The sequence below is a fragment of the Pseudomonas sp. 2VD genome (assembly GCF_005503585.1).
GTDB classification, from domain to species: domain Bacteria; phylum Pseudomonadota; class Gammaproteobacteria; order Pseudomonadales; family Pseudomonadaceae; genus Pseudomonas; species Pseudomonas aeruginosa.
Map to the genome: position 1 here is coordinate 1 of NZ_SCND01000116.1, position 15,417 is coordinate 15,417.

Genomic DNA, 15,417 nt, shown 5'->3' on the forward strand with positions numbered 1-15,417 from the left:
CCGTGGTCGGCGACTGGCTGGCCGACGCCAGCGCCGCCGACGTCTTCGAGCATCCCGGTGCGCGCGACGTGGTCCGCCGCGAGCAGTTCCAGGCCCAAGGCGCGGCCAGCACCCGCGAAGTGCTGGAGCGCATTCCCGGGGTCAGCGCGCCGCTCAACAACGGCACCGGCAGCCACGACCTGGCATTGAACTTCGGCATTCGCGGCCTCAACCCGCGCCTGGCGTCGCGCTCGACGGTGCTGATGGACGGCATCCCGGTGCCCTTCGCTCCCTACGGCCAGCCACAGTTGTCGCTGGCGCCGGTGTCCATCGGCAACATGGACGCGGTGGACGTGGTCCGCGGCGGCGGCGCGGTGCGCTACGGGCCGCAGAACGTCGGCGGCATCGTCAACTTCGTGACCCGGGCGATCCCCGAGGACTTCGCCACCAAGCTCGACGTGCACAGCGAACTCAGCCCCAGCTCCAGCCAGGACGGCCTGAAGACCACCCACAACGTGCTGATCGGCGGCACCGGCGCCAACGGCCTCGGCGGCGCCCTGCTCTACTCCGGCACCCGCGGCGGCGATTGGCGCGAGCACAGCGATACGCGGATCGACGACCTGATTCTCAAGGGCCGCTTCCAGCCCAGCGACGAACACGCGTTTTCGGCGATGACCCAGTACTACGACGGCGAGGCCGACATGCCCGGCGGCCTCAGCGCCGCGGCCTACCGCGACGATCCGTACCAGTCGACCCGTCCCTACGACAAGTTCTGGGGCCGCCGTACCCTGGCCAGCGCCAGCTACGAATACACCCCCAACGCCAGCCAGAAGCTCAACGTCACCGGCTTCTTCACCAAGACCCTGCGCAGCGGCTACCTCGACCAGGGCCGCAACCTCACCCTGTCGCCGCGCGAATACTGGGTGCGAGGCCTGGAAACCCGCTTCAGCCAGGGTTTCGAGCTGGGCGAAAGTCGCCACGAAGTGGGCATCGGCCACCGCTACGTCAACGAAGCCAGCCACGAGCTGCGCTACTGGACCCGCGCCGACAGCGGCCAGCTACCCAGCACCGGCAGCCGCAACGACCGCGACACCCGCGGCAGCACCGAAGCCAACGCGTTCTACATCGACGATCGCATCGATATCGGCAACTGGACCATCACCCCCGGCATCCGCTACGAGAAGATCGATTCCGAACAGAAGAACCTGCTGAAGAACAGCAAGGACAGCGGCCGCTACAACGCCTCGCTGCCGGCGCTCAACGTGATCTACCACCTCACGCCGAGCTGGAACCTCTACGCCAACACCGAGGGCTCGTTCGGCACCGTGCAGTACAGCCAGATGGGCAAGGCAGTGCAGAGCGGCGACATCGAGCCGGAGAAGGCCCGCACCTGGGAACTCGGCAGCCGCTACGACGACGGCATCCTGCGCGCCGAACTGGGCGCCTTCCTGATCAACTTCGACAACCAGTACGAGAGCAACCAGCAGACCGACAGCGTGACCGCCCGCGGCAAGACCCGGCACAAGGGCATCGAGGCGGCGATCGCCTACGACCTGGCCGATCTCGACCCGCTGCTCTCCGGCTTCGACGTCTATGCCAGCTACGCCTACGTCGACGCGAGCATTCGCGAGGACGGGCCGAACAAGGGCAACCAGGTGCCGTTCTCCTCGAAGCACAAGGGCACCCTTGGCGCCAACTACCGCACCGGCGCCTGGAGCTACAACCTCGACGGCAGCTTCCAGACCAGCCAGTACGCCGACAACGCCAACACCGAGAGCGAAAGCGCCGACGGCAGCACCGGGCGGATCGCCGGCTGGATGGTCTGGAGCGCGCGCGGCACCTACGACTTCGGCCCGCAACTGAACGACCTCAAGCTCGGCCTGGGGGTGAAGAACCTGTTCGATCGCCGCTACTACACCCGCTCGTTCGACGACAACAACAAGGGCCTCTACGTCGGCCAGCCGCGCACCCTGTACGTACAGGCCTCGGTCGGTTTCTGAAGGAAGACCGCGGGAGCGCATGGCGCAACGGCGGACGATCGCCAGCGATCATCCGCCCTCCCCGCCGCCGGGCCTGGTCCCTCTCAGGCCCGGCGTCACTTCCAGTTCGGATCGCTCTCCAACTGTTTCATCAGCAGCTCGCGGACCTGCCTGGAGGGTTCGCCGTACCAGCGATAGGTGGCGTACTTGCTCGGCGTCTGCATGACTTCGGCGGGCTCGTCCGGCAGGCTCACCTGCAGCCCGTAGGCGGCACTCTTGTCGCCACGGAACGCCACCAGCAGGCGGTTGTTGCCGCAATCGTGGGGTTTGCAACTGTTGGCCAGGACGTAGGGCTGGCCCTCCAGGCTCAGGCTGGTGGACGGGGAACTCGGGCCGCTGGCGTCGGAAACCCATCTCGGCACGTCGCTCTCGCCCTTGAACATGGCGTGCCAGGTGGCCTTGTAGCCGGGCTGGCCGAGCAGTTCGAACAGCCGCGGCTGCTCCTCGGCCTGCGCCGGCGCCCAGTGCAGCGCCGCGCCCAGCAACGCCAGGGAGAGCAGTCTGGATACTCCGTTCATGGTGATTTCCTTCGATCGGGTGAAATGAAAGCAGTCTATCCGGCGGTGGCCGCCGCTGGCTGCTTGGAACGGCACGACTGCGACAAGTTCGCTGTCCACCGGCAATTCCATCGATCGCCGGATGACAGGCATCCCGACGCGCCGCGTTTTACCGCTATAATCCCGCGTTTTTCCGGGCCGTCCCGCGCCCACGCCAACGGATTCCAGCAGGCACGCATCCATGACCACTCAGGCCGCCGAAGTCGCGAAGCGCCGTACCTTCGCGATCATTTCCCACCCCGACGCCGGTAAGACCACCATCACCGAGAAGCTCCTGCTGATGGGCAAGGCGATCGCCGTCGCCGGTACCGTGAAGTCGCGCAAGTCCGACCGCCACGCCACGTCCGACTGGATGGAGATGGAAAAGCAGCGCGGCATCTCCATCACCACCTCGGTGATGCAGTTCCCCTACCGCGAGCACATGATCAACCTGCTCGACACCCCCGGCCACGAAGACTTCTCCGAAGACACCTACCGCACCCTGACCGCGGTGGACTCGGCGCTGATGGTGCTCGACGGCGGCAAGGGCGTCGAACCGCGGACCATCGCCCTGATGGAAGTCTGCCGGCTGCGCGACACGCCCATCGTCAGCTTCATCAACAAGCTCGACCGCGACATCCGCGACCCCATCGAGCTGCTCGACGAGATCGAGGCGGTGCTGAAGATCAAGGCCGCGCCGATCACCTGGCCGATCGGCTGCTACAAGGACTTCAAGGGCGTCTACCACCTGGCCGACGACAGGATCATCGTCTACGTCCCGGGCCACGGCCACGAGCGCATCGAGACCAAGGTCATCGAAAAGCTCGACTCCGACGAAGCCCGTGCCCACCTCGGCGATCTCTACGACAATTTCGTCGAAGAGCTGGAGCTGGTGCAGGGCGCCTGCCACGAATTCGACAAGGACGCCTTCCTCAAGGGCGAGATGACCCCGGTGTTCTTCGGCACCGCGCTGGGCAACTTCGGCGTCGACCAGGTCCTCGACTGCATCGTCGACTGGGCGCCGCAGCCGCTGTCGCGCGCCACCCACGAACGCAGCGTGGAGCCGACCGAGGAGAAATTCTCCGGCTTCGTGTTCAAGATCCAGGCGAACATGGATCCCAAGCACCGCGACCGCATCGCCTTCATGCGCATCTGCTCGGGCAAGTACGAGAAAGGCATGAAGATGCGCCACGTGCGCCTGGGCAAGGACGTGAAGATCGCCGACGCGCTGACCTTCTTCTCCTCCGAGCGCGAGCAACTGGAAGAGGCCTATGCCGGCGACATCATCGGCCTGCACAACCACGGCACCATCCAGATCGGCGACACCTTCAGCGAAGGCGAGAACTTCGGTTTCACCGGCATCCCGCACTTCGCCCCGGAACTGTTCCGCCGCGTGCGCCTGAAAGACCCGCTGAAGTCCAAGCAGTTGCGCCAGGGCCTGCAGGAACTGGCCGAGGAAGGTGCGACCCAGGTGTTCTTCCCCGAGCGCAACAACGACATCATCCTCGGTGCGGTGGGCGTGCTGCAGTTCGACGTGGTCGCCAGCCGCCTGAAGGAGGAATACAAGGTCGAGTGCGCCTACGAGGCGATCAACGTCTGGTCGGCACGCTGGATCGAGTGCGACGACGAGAAGAAGCTCAAGGAGTTCAAGGACAAGGCCTTCGAGAACCTCTCCGTGGACGGCGGCGGGCACCTCACCTACCTGGCGCCGACCCGCGTCAACCTCAGCCTGATGGAAGAACGCTGGCCGGACATCCGCTTCCGCGCGACGCGCGAGCATCACTGATCGCACGGGAGGAGCCAGGAACAGCCTCCCTGTCTCCTCCCGCGGCGGTCTCGGCGCAGGGCGGATAACCCTATCGCGGCTATCCGTCGCTCCAGCGCGGTATCGGCGGACAGCCCCTGCGCAGGCAAAGCGAACGCGACGCTGCGCGAAACGCCTCCTTCCCTCCTCCCAGGCTCCCCTCCCCATCGCGCCATCGCTCCGTACGCCTGCGCCTTTCGCAGGCGGGTGACGAGACTTCCAGGTAGGAAATCCCTTCAAGCGCAACCAGGCAAGGACGCGGTTGCCCAAGCCGTTTCCGAAGGTGCCTCCTGAGCAGTTCAGATAGGTTGTCCGCCCCCGAGTGGCACGGCAGAGTGCCAGGGTTTATCTCATAGGGACTTGAGCATGAGCGGCAAACCCGCTGCGCGCCTGGGCGATCCGACCGCGTGTCCGCTGCCGGGCCACGGCAGCAACCCGATCGTCGGCGGCTCGCCCGACGTCTTCTTCGACCATCGGTCCGCCGCCCGCCAGGGCGACGCCACCGCCTGCGGCGCCACCCTCAGCGCCAACGTCATCGCCAACGTACTGATCAACGGCAAGCCCGCCACCGTGGTAGGTAGCGTCGGCACCCACGGCAACCTGGTGGTCGGCGGCGCGGGCACGGTGCTGATCGGCAACAGCGGCGGCGGCGCACCCGCTCTCGCCCTCGCCCCACCGAAGCTGTGCCTGCAATGCCTGCTGCTGGCGGCACGCCGCAACCAGGCCCTGGTGCCCCTGGAAAGCCTCGGCGGCGCACCGTGAGCCGGCTCCAGCCGGCGCTCGCGGCGCCTACGCCGGACAGCCGTCTGTTCGCCCTGGCGGACGGCGCCCGCTACCTGACCCTGGACACCCGCCTGGAAAAGGCCGCGGGGGAAATCCGCTCGCGCTGGCTGCTGGCCGGGAGCGAGCTGGACGAAATCGCCCATGCCGGGCCGGTCCTGATCGAATTCATGGACAGCGCCTCGCTTTCGTCATCGGGCGAATTCCTCGGCTGGCTGCGCGACTGGGACCGCCGCTCGCCCATGACCTCCTGGCTGTGGAGCCGGGCGTCCTTCGAAAACCTCGCGAAACACTTCGCCGGGCTGCTCTTCACCCGCATGCCCGACGGCCGCCGGGCGCTGTTGCGCTACTACAGCCCGGAAGTGCGCCGGGCGCTGGAGCAGGTCATGACCGCGCGGCAATGGACGCAAGTGATGGCGCCGCTGGAGCGTTGGCAGGTCTGGCAGCCCCTGCAGGGCGGCTATCTCGTCTATGACCGGGAAACGGAGCGGACCGCCGATGCTTGAACTGGATGCCGGCCAACTGGATCGCCTGCAGCGGGTCCGCGACGACGAAGTCATCGAGCGGGTCCTGCTGGAGGTACGCCGGGAGGCTCCCGCCTGGCTCGAACGACGCGGCCTGCTGCCCGCCATCCGGCAACTCGGCGAGCTGCGCGCGACGGCGCTGGAGCTGGGTATCGAAGAGCCCGGGACGATCGAACGCTTTCTCCTGCACGGCCTGGCCTTCCCCGGCTTCCAGGACACGCCGGCGTTTCTCGCGCACATGCGCCGGCCGCTGGCTGACAGCCCGGAACAACGCTTCCAGGACTACGAACGGATCGTCGAGTTTCGCCTGGCCAGCCAGAAATGGCGCGCGTACGAAACCTCGGGGAGACCGGCATGAGCGGCATAGGCGCGCTTTTCCGACCGCTGCCCCGCATGGGCCCGCGGCTGCCCTTCGAGCTACCCGCGCCGCCCCGGCCGCACTTGCCGATGCCGGCGCCGCGCCCGCTGCCGCGACCGGCCCCCGGCGCGCTGCCCAGGCCGGTACCGCGTCCGATGCCGGTGCCGCAGACCCTGCCCAGGACCGAGACCGGCACGCTGAGCCGCGACCGGACCCGGGAAGCCGAGCGCGATTGCAGCAAGAGCCAGGGCCGCGACAAGGACTGCGTGGAGTGCCCGCCGTCCCGGGGCGAAATGGCCATCGCCAATAACGGCAAGGGCCACAGCATGTCGGACCTGTCCGCGCGCTACCAGCAGTGGGTGACCAATTTCCCGTTTCCCCACGAATGGTTCTGGAGCGGCACCTGGTGGGACGGCTTCGACGAGCCGCGCTGCACCCTGCTGGAGGCGAAGGCCAACTACGCCTTCCTGTTCGTCCCGCTGCTCGGCGTGCCCAGGCCCTGGGCGCGGGCCAAGGTGAAGTCGGACCTGCTGCAGAAGGCCGAGGTCCACAGCGACAAGGCCCGACCGACCCCGCCGGTGTTCGTCGAATGGCACTTCCTGCAGCGGATCGTCTACGAGTACTGCGCCGCGGAGTACCTGCGCATGGGACTGGCCAACCTGAAGGCATTCTGGAATCCGATGCCGGGAACGGACGAGCACGACGACTACCAGGAAACCCGCGCGAAGGAACAGGAAGAGATGAAAAGGTTTTGCGAAGAGAACCCGGGGTATTGCGCATGACGGACGCCAAGGCTTTCAGGCGCTACATATTCGAGCTGTACTTCGATCCGGCACGGCTCCTCGAACTGGACGACGACCAGCACCTGCAACGGATAGAGCGCTTCCTCGATGCCCTCGCGCCCCTCCATCCGGTGCTGGAGAACTGGTACCTGTGCGGCGACTCCCTGCGCGATGCCCTCAGCCACAACGTCACCGAGCACCGCCAGGATCTCGCCAAGGCCCTGTCGCGTGACCGACGCACCCGGGCGGTGGAACTGGTGCTATGGAACGGCGAGGAGGATCCGCTCAAGGGCGGGTTGTCGCTGGACTACGAGGCCAGCGGCAGGGCCGTCTCGTCCAGGCTCCAGTTGGAAGATGCCGGCAGCCTGCTGCAAGTGTTCGACGCACCGGCTTCCTCCTTCGTCGCGATCTTCCTCGCGGCGCTGGAAATCTGGCCCGAAACGACCTGGGGCATGCTCGCTCCGCATACGTATTTCGTACACCAGCGGACCTTCCCGGACCGCCGCAGCATCGGCTGGATCGGCTTCTGCCCGCATCCGCTAAGGGCCACGGACTTCCCGGCGGCTACGGAGCTGGTCGACATTCCCAGCCGTGGCACCCTGCTGCTGAACGGCCGCGAACCGATGGACGAAACCCGTCGCGAACATTTCGAGCGCGTCGGTGAAGCGGACATCAAGCTGATGGAACTGGGCTACCTGCCGCCGCTGCGCGGTTGACGACGTACGAAGCAAAAGCCGCCTGCGTTCCGTAGGGCGAATACGCCACCGGCGTTATCCGCCGAGATCCCGCCACAACGGCGGATAACCGCAAGCGGTTATTCGCCCTACAGGCCCACGTGCCATGCAGAAAGGCCACCCGAGGGTGGCCTTTCTGCATGGCGACCAACGCCACGGGCGCTATCCGCTGCCTACCTGCGGTGCTTCTTCATCGCCACCCGGCGCAGGTCGATACCGATCACCACCGGGTCGTGGTCGGAGGCCCGGTACGGCTCGGCGTTGTACAGGCTGTCCTGCTGCCGAGGGGTCTTGAACTCGACGTTGTAGTCCAGCACCCGGGGCTCGTCGGCGTTGATGTGCCACTCCACCGCGCCGCGTACCTGGCGCGCCAGGCTGGCGTTGGCGAGGGCGTGGTCAAGGTAGCCGGACTGCCCGGAGAACACGTAGGAGTAGCCCTTTCCTGCGCCCGCCTGACGCGCCACCAGGTCGGTGTAGCCGGCGCCGCGGATGACGTTCACCGGGTCTTCCTTGGCATAGGAATTGAGGTCGCCGATGATCAGGCGGTCAGGTTCCTTGGCGCCCGTCGGATCGCCCGCCAGCCAGTCCACCAGGGCCTGGGCGGCGCGCGCCCGGGTCAGGTTGCAGTTGCCCTGGCCGTCGCCGGTGTCCGGGTCGCCGTCGCAGGCCGAGCCCTTCGACTTCAGGTGGTTCACCGCGATGGTCAGGCGTTCGCCGCCATTGATCTCCTGGAAGGTCTGGGCCAGGGTCGGACGGTTGCGGGTATCGTCGAACTCCGGGTTCACCGAACTGTCGAGCACCGCCGCGGATCGATAGGTGCGGACCTTGTCGCCGCGATAGATCAGCCCCACGGCAATTTCGTCGCTGCCCAGCTTCGCCCGGTTCGGGTTGACGAAGGCATAGCGCTGGCCCTGGGGCAGGCTGGCGTTGAGGCCGTTGACCAGGTCGGCGATGGCGCTGAACTCGCCGTAGCCGTCGTTCTCGATCTCCATCAGGCCGACGATGTCCGCCTTCGAGGCGAGGATCGCCGCGACGATCTTCGCTTTCTGCCGTTGGAACTCCTCGGCCGTGTTGGCTCCGCGCGAGGTGGGGAAACCGCCGCCCTTGCCATCGCCGTTGAAGTAGTTGAGCACGTTGAAGCTGGCCACCCGCAGGCGCCCTTCCACCGCCGGCTGGGCCGGACGCGGATTGGCCGCCTCGAAGGTCGGCGTCTGCAACGGCTGGATACGGTAGCTGCCGGCCGAGTAGTCGAGCACGCCGTCGATGGCGCTGGTGCGGTCGCCGACGCGCAGGCTGTTGTAGGCGCTCAGTTCCGGCGCCGGGTAGCGGATCGGGTCGGGGTTCTGCCCGCTGCGGCCGTCGTCGAGGAGAATCCGGTCGAGGTCGTTGCGCGCCTGCATGGCCTTGGCCTGTTCGCCGGGAGCCACCACGTTGGTCGGAGTCATCTGGCGGCCGCCGGAGGACAGCAGGACCTCGCCGTAGCGGCCGAGGTTGTAGACCTCGTTGACGGTCAGCGTCTGGCGGAGCTGCACGCGCATGCCTTCGTAGCGCTCCAGCGCATCGGCGCTGGCCAGCGGCAGGCTGATGCCGGCCGGCGTCGGCAAGGCCACGCCGCTCGCCAGGACGCTGACCTGCAGCGGCCCGACCAGTTCGGTGAGGCCGTTGAACTCGCGGACCTGGCCGGTCACCCGGACGCGGTCGCCGAGCTTGACGTCGCTGCCGTTGCCGCCGTCGTAGACGAAGATGCCTTCGGAGGTCGCCGGGTCGCCGTCCACCGTGGCATCTTCCTGCTGCACGTAGAAGCCCTTCAGCTCGCTGGCGTTCTGGAAGTCGCCGACCACCACGCCCTCGATGGCGACCCGCTGGTTCACCAGCGGACTTTCGGCGCCGGCGCCCTGCACCTCGTGGATCGGTCGCAGGCCGGCCTCCTCGCCGCCGCCGGGCTCGCCAGCGCCATGCTGGCCGAGGTTGGCGAAGGTGTCGCGCGGGTAGCCCAGCCATTGCGCCGCCGGGTCGAAGGCGTCGCTGGGATCGCTGTCGCCGTCGCGGATGTCGGCCTTGCGCACCAGGCTCCGGTCGAGGTTCTGCACATCGCCGCTGCCCCAGGTCGTGCCGGGGTTGAAGCCGACCTGGCCGAGGCTGTCGAGGATCGCGCCGCTGCGCCGGCGCAGCAGCACCGCGTCGTTGCCATTGAACCAGCTGCCTTCCACCCGCTGGCTGGCCAGCGCCAGCAACGCCGGGTCGGCCACGCCGTTGGCAAGGACGAAGGTCTTGCCCGGCGCCAGGCTGCCGCTCAGGTCGATGCTGCGGCCCGCCGCGCTGGCGCCGTTGAAATAGAACTCGACGCGGTAGGCGGAGAGGTCGAGGACCTGGCTGCCGCTGTTGTAGAACTCCAGCGCCTTGTTGTTGCCGCTGCCTTCGACATACTCGGAGATGATCAGCTCGGCGGCGTTGGCCACCGGCAGGCCCAGCAGGGCCAGGCCGCCCAGCAGGGCGGCGTTACGCAAGGGGTGCATCGGGATACTCCTTTATCGGAATGGGGTCGCCGCGGCTCAGGCGCCGTCGGGCTGCAGTTCCTGGGAAAACACCGGCTCGCCGTCGAGGTCGCGCAAGGTGACGGTGAGCGCGCGGCTTTGCGCATCGATCTCCACCTCGCCGAAGAACTGGTAGCCGGCGAAGGGGGAACTGTTCTGGACCAGCGGGGCCTTCTGGAACATCACCTGCGGGCCGAACGTGCCATCCAGCGCGTTGGGTCCGAAACTACCGGCATTGAGAGGCCCGGCGACGAACTCCCAGAACGGCGCGAAGTCCTTGAACGCGGCGCGCTCCGGGCTGTAGTGGTGGGCTGCGCAGTAATGCACGTCGGCGGTCAGCCAGACGGTGTTGCGCACCCCGGCGCGCTGGACGAAGCGCAGCAGGTCGGCGATCTCCAGCTCGCGGCCGAGGGCGGCGCCGTCGTTGCCGTTGGCGATGGCCTCCCAGCGGTCGCGACCCTGGGCGTCCTTGCCATCGGGCACGCAGAGGCCGATCGGCATGTCGGCGGCGATCACCTTCCACTGCGCACGCGAACCGCGCAACTCGCGCTTGAGCCATTGCAACTGTTCACGGCCGAGGAAATCGGTGGCGGCGCTGCGCCGCGCCTGCAGGTTGGCGCTGTTGCCGCCGCGGTAGCTGCGCATGTCGAGGACGAACACGTCGAGCAAAGGGCCGTAGGCGACCTTGCGGTAGATCCGCCCGTCGCGCCCCTGGCGCTGGAAGCGCAGCGGCGCGTATTCGAGGAACGCCTGGCGCGCGCGGGCCGCCAGCACGTCGATGTCCTTCACCTGGTAGCGCTCGTCGAGCTGCTTGCTGGAGGACCAGTTGTTGGTGGTCTCGTGGTCGTCCCATTGCCAGATCTGCGGCACCTCGGCGTTGAAGCGGCGCAGGTTGTCGTCGAGCAGGTTGTAGCGGTAGTTGCCGCGGAACTCGTCGAGGGTCTCGGCGACCTTGCTCTTGGCCTCGGTCACCCGGTTGCGCCAGATGCGCCCGCTCTCGGTCTCGATGCGTTCGGGGATCGGCCCATCGGCATAGATGGTATCGCCGCTGTGCAGGAAGAAATCCGGCTGGCGCCGGCGCATGGCTTCGTAGATACGCATGCCGCCGATATCCGGATTGATCCCGAAACCTTGCCCGCAGGTGTCGCCGCTCCAGACGAAACGGATATTGCGCGTCTCGCTCGGCGCACTGCGCAGGTGGCCGAACCAGGGCTTGCTCAGGCTGCCGTCGCGGGCATCCTCGAAGCGCACCCGGTAGAAGATCGACTGGTCGGCTGGCAGGCCACGCAGGTCGATGCGCGCGGTGTAGTCGAGGCGCTCGTCGGTGACCGGCGAGACCAGCCGGCGCGGCTCGCTGAAGACGCTACGGGTGTCCCATTCGACGATCATCCGCGCCGGGCGGTCGGTGCGGCTCCAGACCAGCGCGCGGTCGCCCTGCACATCGCCGGATTGCACGCCATCGGTCAGCTTCGGCCGCGCCCTGGGCGAGGCGATCACCGCCGGCGCGCCCAGCGCCGGCAACAGCAGTCCAGCGCCCAGGCCTTGCACGACGCGGCGGCGCTTGAGGTCCATCCCACTCATACCGGAGTTCTCCGCAGGCTTCACGAAGGTCCGGTTTACCGGGGCAAGTTGACAGGGGCGTTACGGGGACAGACAGGCTATCCGTTTGGTCAGGGGAAACGCCCATTCGCTCCGCGCCGCCCATGCGGCAACGAACCGGGCGTTGCCTCGCTGAAAAGAGCCTCAGTGAGTTTCAGGCTTCAGGGAATACACCCAATCGGAGGGGCGCGCCCAGCGACATTGGCGTCGCTATACGCCCCTTTCCACCGACCTCAGCCGCCCCGCGCCCCCTGGACCGGCCCCTGGGGCGCCTCGCCGCGCTCCTCCTGCACGGCCCGCCCGGCCCGTTCCACGGCGCTCCACAACCAGGGCGGCAGGTGCTCCGGATCGAGGCTGTCGAGGAGGTTCTTGACCGCCAGGCCCAGCTCGGTGTCGCCCTCGATCACCAGGCGGCGGCGGAAGAACAGGGTATCCGGGTCCTCATGCCGGCTGGCCAGCAGCAGGAAGTCGCGCCAGTCGCCGCGGATGGTCACGCTGGCCCGTGGCCGTTCGACCAGGCGCAGGCCGCCGGGTACCCGGGTGACGCACCAGCCGACGCCGAGGTCCCTGACTTCCAGGCGCAGCCAGCGACCTTCCAGCAGGTCGAAGGCGCCCTCCTCCAGCGGCTGGGCGAACAGCCGGTTGGCGACCCGTTGCAGGACCAGGTGCTGGAGCCCGCGCGGAACCTTCGCCGCCAGCGGCAACAGGCGTCCGGCGACGCCGAGGAGCAGGCGTTGGCGGTTCAGCATAGCCCCGCCTCCTCTGCCCGCAGCATCCCCGGCCGGCCGTGCCAGTAGCCGTTGCAGCCTTCCACCGCGAGCGGCGGAGCGGCGCCCTTGCGTACCCGGTCGAAGGCCGCGATCACCTCGGCCATGCCCTGCGCCCGAGGGCTCAGGCGTAGCAGGTCGGCGCCGCTATGTTCCAGCGAGCGGTAGTCGGCCAGCAGGTTGCTGACCTTGCCGGACATGGTCTGGATGCCGTTGAGGGTGAACAGCGCCTCGCCCTCCTGGCTGAGCAGCGGGATACCTTCGGGATACTGCTGGCAGCAGAACTGGCAGTCGTCCTTGGGCCGGTTCTCCGCCCGCGCGGTGAAGCAGCGCGCCGAGTAGGCCAGCGGCAGGTGACCGTAGGCGAAGACCTCGGTCTGCAATTGCTCCAGGCCCAGCTGCGCAGCCTGGTCGAGCACCCCGCGCAGCAGCTTGCCGGAGACTTCCACCGGCGGAATCCAGCGGCGCATGCCCCAGGAATACAGTTCGGCCAGGGCATGACCGTTGTAGAGGTTCAGCGCCGGACCGCCGACAAAAGGCACGCCGCGCTGGCTGAGGTAATAGACGGCGGCCATGTCGTTGGCCTCGACCCGGAGTTCGCCGTTCTCGCATAGCCGGCGCAGGCTGGACAGCTCCGAAGCGGCCTCGATCAGCGCCAGCCCGGAGAGCACCAGCTCGGCACGGGTCGCCTGCGCCAGCTCGCGGGCCAGCGCCTGCCAATCGTTCAGGGACAGCGCCCGGCGCTTAGCGCAGACGGTCTCGCCGAGGTAGATGACGTCGAGCGGCTGGCTAGCCATCTCGGCGTAGAAATCGAATATCTGCCGCTTGTCCCAATAGAACAGCAGCGGTCCCAGGCTCAGTTTCATCGCGGCGGTCCTCACTGCCAGGAACGGTGATAGGCGCCCAGGGTGGTCTGGTGCCCTTCGGAAAGTCCGGCCAGCGCGCGCTGCCATTGCGGCTGCACGCTATAGGCGCCCGGCGCGCTGGCGTAGCTGTCCAGCGCCTGGCGCCAGACCCGGGTGACCTGCTCGACGTAGGCCGGGCTGCGCTGGCGGCCTTCGATCTTCACCGCCGCCACGCCGATTTCCGCCAGTTGCGGGACCAGGTCCAGGGTGTTCAGGCTGGTCGGTTCCTCCAGCGCATGGAAGCGCTGGCCATTGACCAGGAAACGGCCCTTGCAGAGGGTCGGGTAGCCGGCCGCCTCGCCGGCGGCGTAGCGGTCGATGAGCACTTCGTTGAGGCGCGAGGTCAATCCCTCCGGTTCCTCGCTCCAGCGCACCGCCCTGGCCGGCGAACAGACGCCGCAGAGGTTCGGCGACTCGCCGGTGACGTAGGAGGACAGGTGGCAGCGGCCCTCGGCCATGATGCACAGGCTGCCGAAGGCGAACACCTCCACCGGCACCGGGCTGCCGGCCGCCACCTGGCGTACCTGCGCCAGCGATAGCACGCGGGGCAGGACCGCGCGACGGATGCCGTAGCGTTCGTGATAGAGGGCCAGGGCCGCGGCATTGGTTGCCGAGCCCTGCACCGACAGATGCAGGTTGAGCCGCGGATGACGCTTCGCGGCATAGCCGAGCACCGCCACGTCGGCGGCGATCAACGCATCGACGCCGAGGTCGGCGGCCTGGTCCACCGCGCGCTGCCAGCGCTCCCAGCCCTGCGCGCTGGAATAGGTGTTGACCGCTACGTAGAGCTGCCGCCCGGCCTCGTGGACTCGCCGCAGGCCTTCCTGCAACTGGCGTTCGTCAAGGTTGAGGCCGGCGAAGTGGCGGGCGTTGGTGTCGTCGCGGAAACCGACGTAGATGGCGTCGGCGCCCTGTCGCAGGGCCGACTTCAAGGCGGGCAGGCTGCCCGCCGGACAGACCAGTTGCATGGGGTTGCTCCTCTGGCGAAAAACGCGCTCCGCGGCAGTGGGCAACCCCGGGGCACAAGCGCCACACTCTAGAAAGACGCTCCCGGTCGGCGCTTGACCGGGATCAAGAAGGCCTCAGGCCATCAGTGCGGAGAACGGCAGAAAGTCGATCGCATCACCCACGCCCAGGGTGGCGCCGCGCTCGATCACCGCCAGCCCGTCCGCCCAACTGGCGGCAAGCAGCATCGCCGAGCCCTGCTGCGGGTGGATTTCCACCCGCCCCCGCTCATCGAGCCGCGCCCGCAGGTACTGGCGACGCGCCCGCGGTTGCGGCCAGTCGAAGGCCGCCGGCAGCGCCAGCGGCCGCGGCACTACGTCGAACAGTCCCTGCTGGCGAAGCAGGAACGGACGCGCCACCAGCAATGCAGTGACCAGCGCCGCCGCAGGGTTGCCGGGCAGCCCCAGCCAGGGCTTGCCGGCCACGGAGCCGAAGGCGAACGGCTTGCCCGGCTGGATCGCCAGGCGCCACAGGTTGACCTCGCCAAGCTCGGCGATGGCGCGCTTGAGGTGGTCTTCCTCGCCTACCGAGACCCCGCCGCTGGTGACCAGCGCGTCCCATTCGGAGGCCGCCAGGCTGAGCGCATCGCGGCTGGCCACCAGTTCGTCGGCGAGCACTTCCTCGTCGTGCACCTCGAAGCCGAGACCGCGCAGCAAGGCGCCGATGCAGTAACGGTTGGCGTTGTAGATCTGCCCGGCCAACAGTGTCTGGCCGGGCTCGCGCAATTCGTCGCCGCTGCTCAGCAGGCCGATGCGCAAGCGCCGACGCACCGAGACCGTGGCGACGCCGAGACTCGCCAGCAGGCCGAGTTCCTGCGGGCGCAAGCGCTGTCCGGCACGCAGCACCGGCGCGCCGCGACGCAACTCCTCGCCGCGCCGGCGCACATGCTGGCCGGCGCTCACCGGCGGCAACTGCACGCGCTCGCCGTCGACCACGCAGAGTTCCTGCGGCACCACGCAGTCGGCGCCGGTAGGCAGCGTCGCGCCGGTGAAGATCCGCGCCGCCTGGCCCAGCGGCAGGCTCATGCCGCGGGTGTCGCCGGCGGCGATCCGCGCGCCGACCGTCAGGCTG

The 15,417-nt window shown here is 68.1% G+C and carries 14 protein-coding genes; 7 read left to right on the forward strand and 7 right to left on the reverse strand.

Annotated elements, in window-relative coordinates; translation table 11 throughout:
- Positions 1–1,979 (forward strand): TonB-dependent Fe(3+) dicitrate receptor FecA (fecA, locus tag FFS27_RS14760; protein ID WP_042952162.1); only part of this gene is annotated, 1,979 nt, incomplete at its 5' end.
- A gap of 95 nt (positions 1,980–2,074) precedes the next feature.
- On the opposite strand, the gene ivy is transcribed toward fecA, so the two are convergent.
- Entirely contained in the window at positions 2,075–2,536 is a 462-nt protein-coding gene (ivy, locus tag FFS27_RS14765) for a lysozyme inhibitor Ivy (RefSeq protein WP_021265075.1), read from the reverse strand.
- 220 nt (positions 2,537–2,756) lie between these two features.
- Between ivy and FFS27_RS14770 the strand changes: the two genes are divergently transcribed.
- The 6 genes from FFS27_RS14770 (at position 2,757) to tsiT (ending at position 7,518) form a co-directional block, all read left to right on the forward strand.
- Complete coding sequence (locus FFS27_RS14770; RefSeq protein ID WP_003093004.1) at positions 2,757–4,340, forward strand: peptide chain release factor 3; 1,584 nt, start codon at positions 2,757–2,759, stop codon at positions 4,338–4,340.
- A gap of 384 nt (positions 4,341–4,724) precedes the next feature.
- Positions 4,725–5,120: a PAAR domain-containing protein gene (locus FFS27_RS14775; protein ID WP_003093006.1), complete on the forward strand. Its 396-nt coding sequence runs from the start codon at positions 4,725–4,727 to the stop codon at positions 5,118–5,120.
- Positions 5,117–5,644, forward strand: a complete 528-nt coding sequence (locus FFS27_RS14780; protein ID WP_003093008.1) for a DUF4123 domain-containing protein — start codon at positions 5,117–5,119, stop codon at positions 5,642–5,644. The genes FFS27_RS14775 and FFS27_RS14780 overlap by 4 nt, the downstream gene beginning before the upstream one ends.
- Entirely contained in the window at positions 5,637–6,020 is a 384-nt protein-coding gene (locus FFS27_RS14785; RefSeq protein ID WP_003132626.1) for a hypothetical protein, read from the forward strand. The genes FFS27_RS14780 and FFS27_RS14785 overlap by 8 nt, the downstream gene beginning before the upstream one ends.
- Positions 6,017–6,802, forward strand: coding sequence for a type VI secretion system effector protein TseT (gene tseT / locus FFS27_RS14790; protein ID WP_003104240.1), 786 nt, complete (start codon positions 6,017–6,019; stop codon positions 6,800–6,802). The genes FFS27_RS14785 and tseT overlap by 4 nt, the downstream gene beginning before the upstream one ends.
- Positions 6,799–7,518 (forward strand): type VI secretion system immunity protein TsiT, encoded by a 720-nt coding sequence (tsiT, locus tag FFS27_RS14795; RefSeq protein ID WP_021265234.1) that lies wholly within the window; start codon positions 6,799–6,801, stop codon positions 7,516–7,518. Before tseT ends, tsiT begins: the two co-directional genes overlap by 4 nt.
- A 191-nt stretch (positions 7,519–7,709) precedes the next feature.
- Here the strand turns inward: tsiT and FFS27_RS14800 are convergent, their stop codons facing one another.
- The 6 genes from FFS27_RS14800 to FFS27_RS14825 all read right to left on the reverse strand — a co-directional run.
- Positions 7,710–10,052, reverse strand: coding sequence for an endonuclease/exonuclease/phosphatase family protein (locus FFS27_RS14800; RefSeq protein WP_137952076.1), 2,343 nt, complete (start codon positions 10,050–10,052; stop codon positions 7,710–7,712).
- Positions 10,053–10,088: 36 nt separating this feature from the next.
- A complete protein-coding gene (locus FFS27_RS14805; protein WP_021265235.1) occupies positions 10,089–11,651 on the reverse strand; it encodes an alkaline phosphatase D family protein in 1,563 nt (520 codons plus the stop codon).
- A gap of 251 nt (positions 11,652–11,902) precedes the next feature.
- Positions 11,903–12,418, reverse strand: coding sequence for a ubiquinone anaerobic biosynthesis accessory factor UbiT (ubiT, locus tag FFS27_RS14810; RefSeq protein WP_003137750.1), 516 nt, complete (start codon positions 12,416–12,418; stop codon positions 11,903–11,905).
- The gene (locus tag FFS27_RS14815) at positions 12,412–13,302 is read right to left on the reverse strand and encodes a U32 family peptidase (protein WP_003093019.1); all 891 of its coding nucleotides are present in this window, start codon (positions 13,300–13,302) and stop codon (positions 12,412–12,414) included. The genes ubiT and FFS27_RS14815 overlap by 7 nt, the downstream gene beginning before the upstream one ends.
- An 11-nt stretch (positions 13,303–13,313) precedes the next feature.
- Positions 13,314–14,309, reverse strand: a complete 996-nt coding sequence (gene ubiU / locus FFS27_RS14820) for a ubiquinone anaerobic biosynthesis protein UbiU (protein WP_003093020.1) — start codon at positions 14,307–14,309, stop codon at positions 13,314–13,316.
- A gap of 114 nt (positions 14,310–14,423) precedes the next feature.
- Positions 14,424–15,417 (reverse strand): molybdopterin molybdotransferase MoeA (locus FFS27_RS14825; protein ID WP_137952077.1); only part of this gene is annotated, 994 nt, incomplete at its 5' end.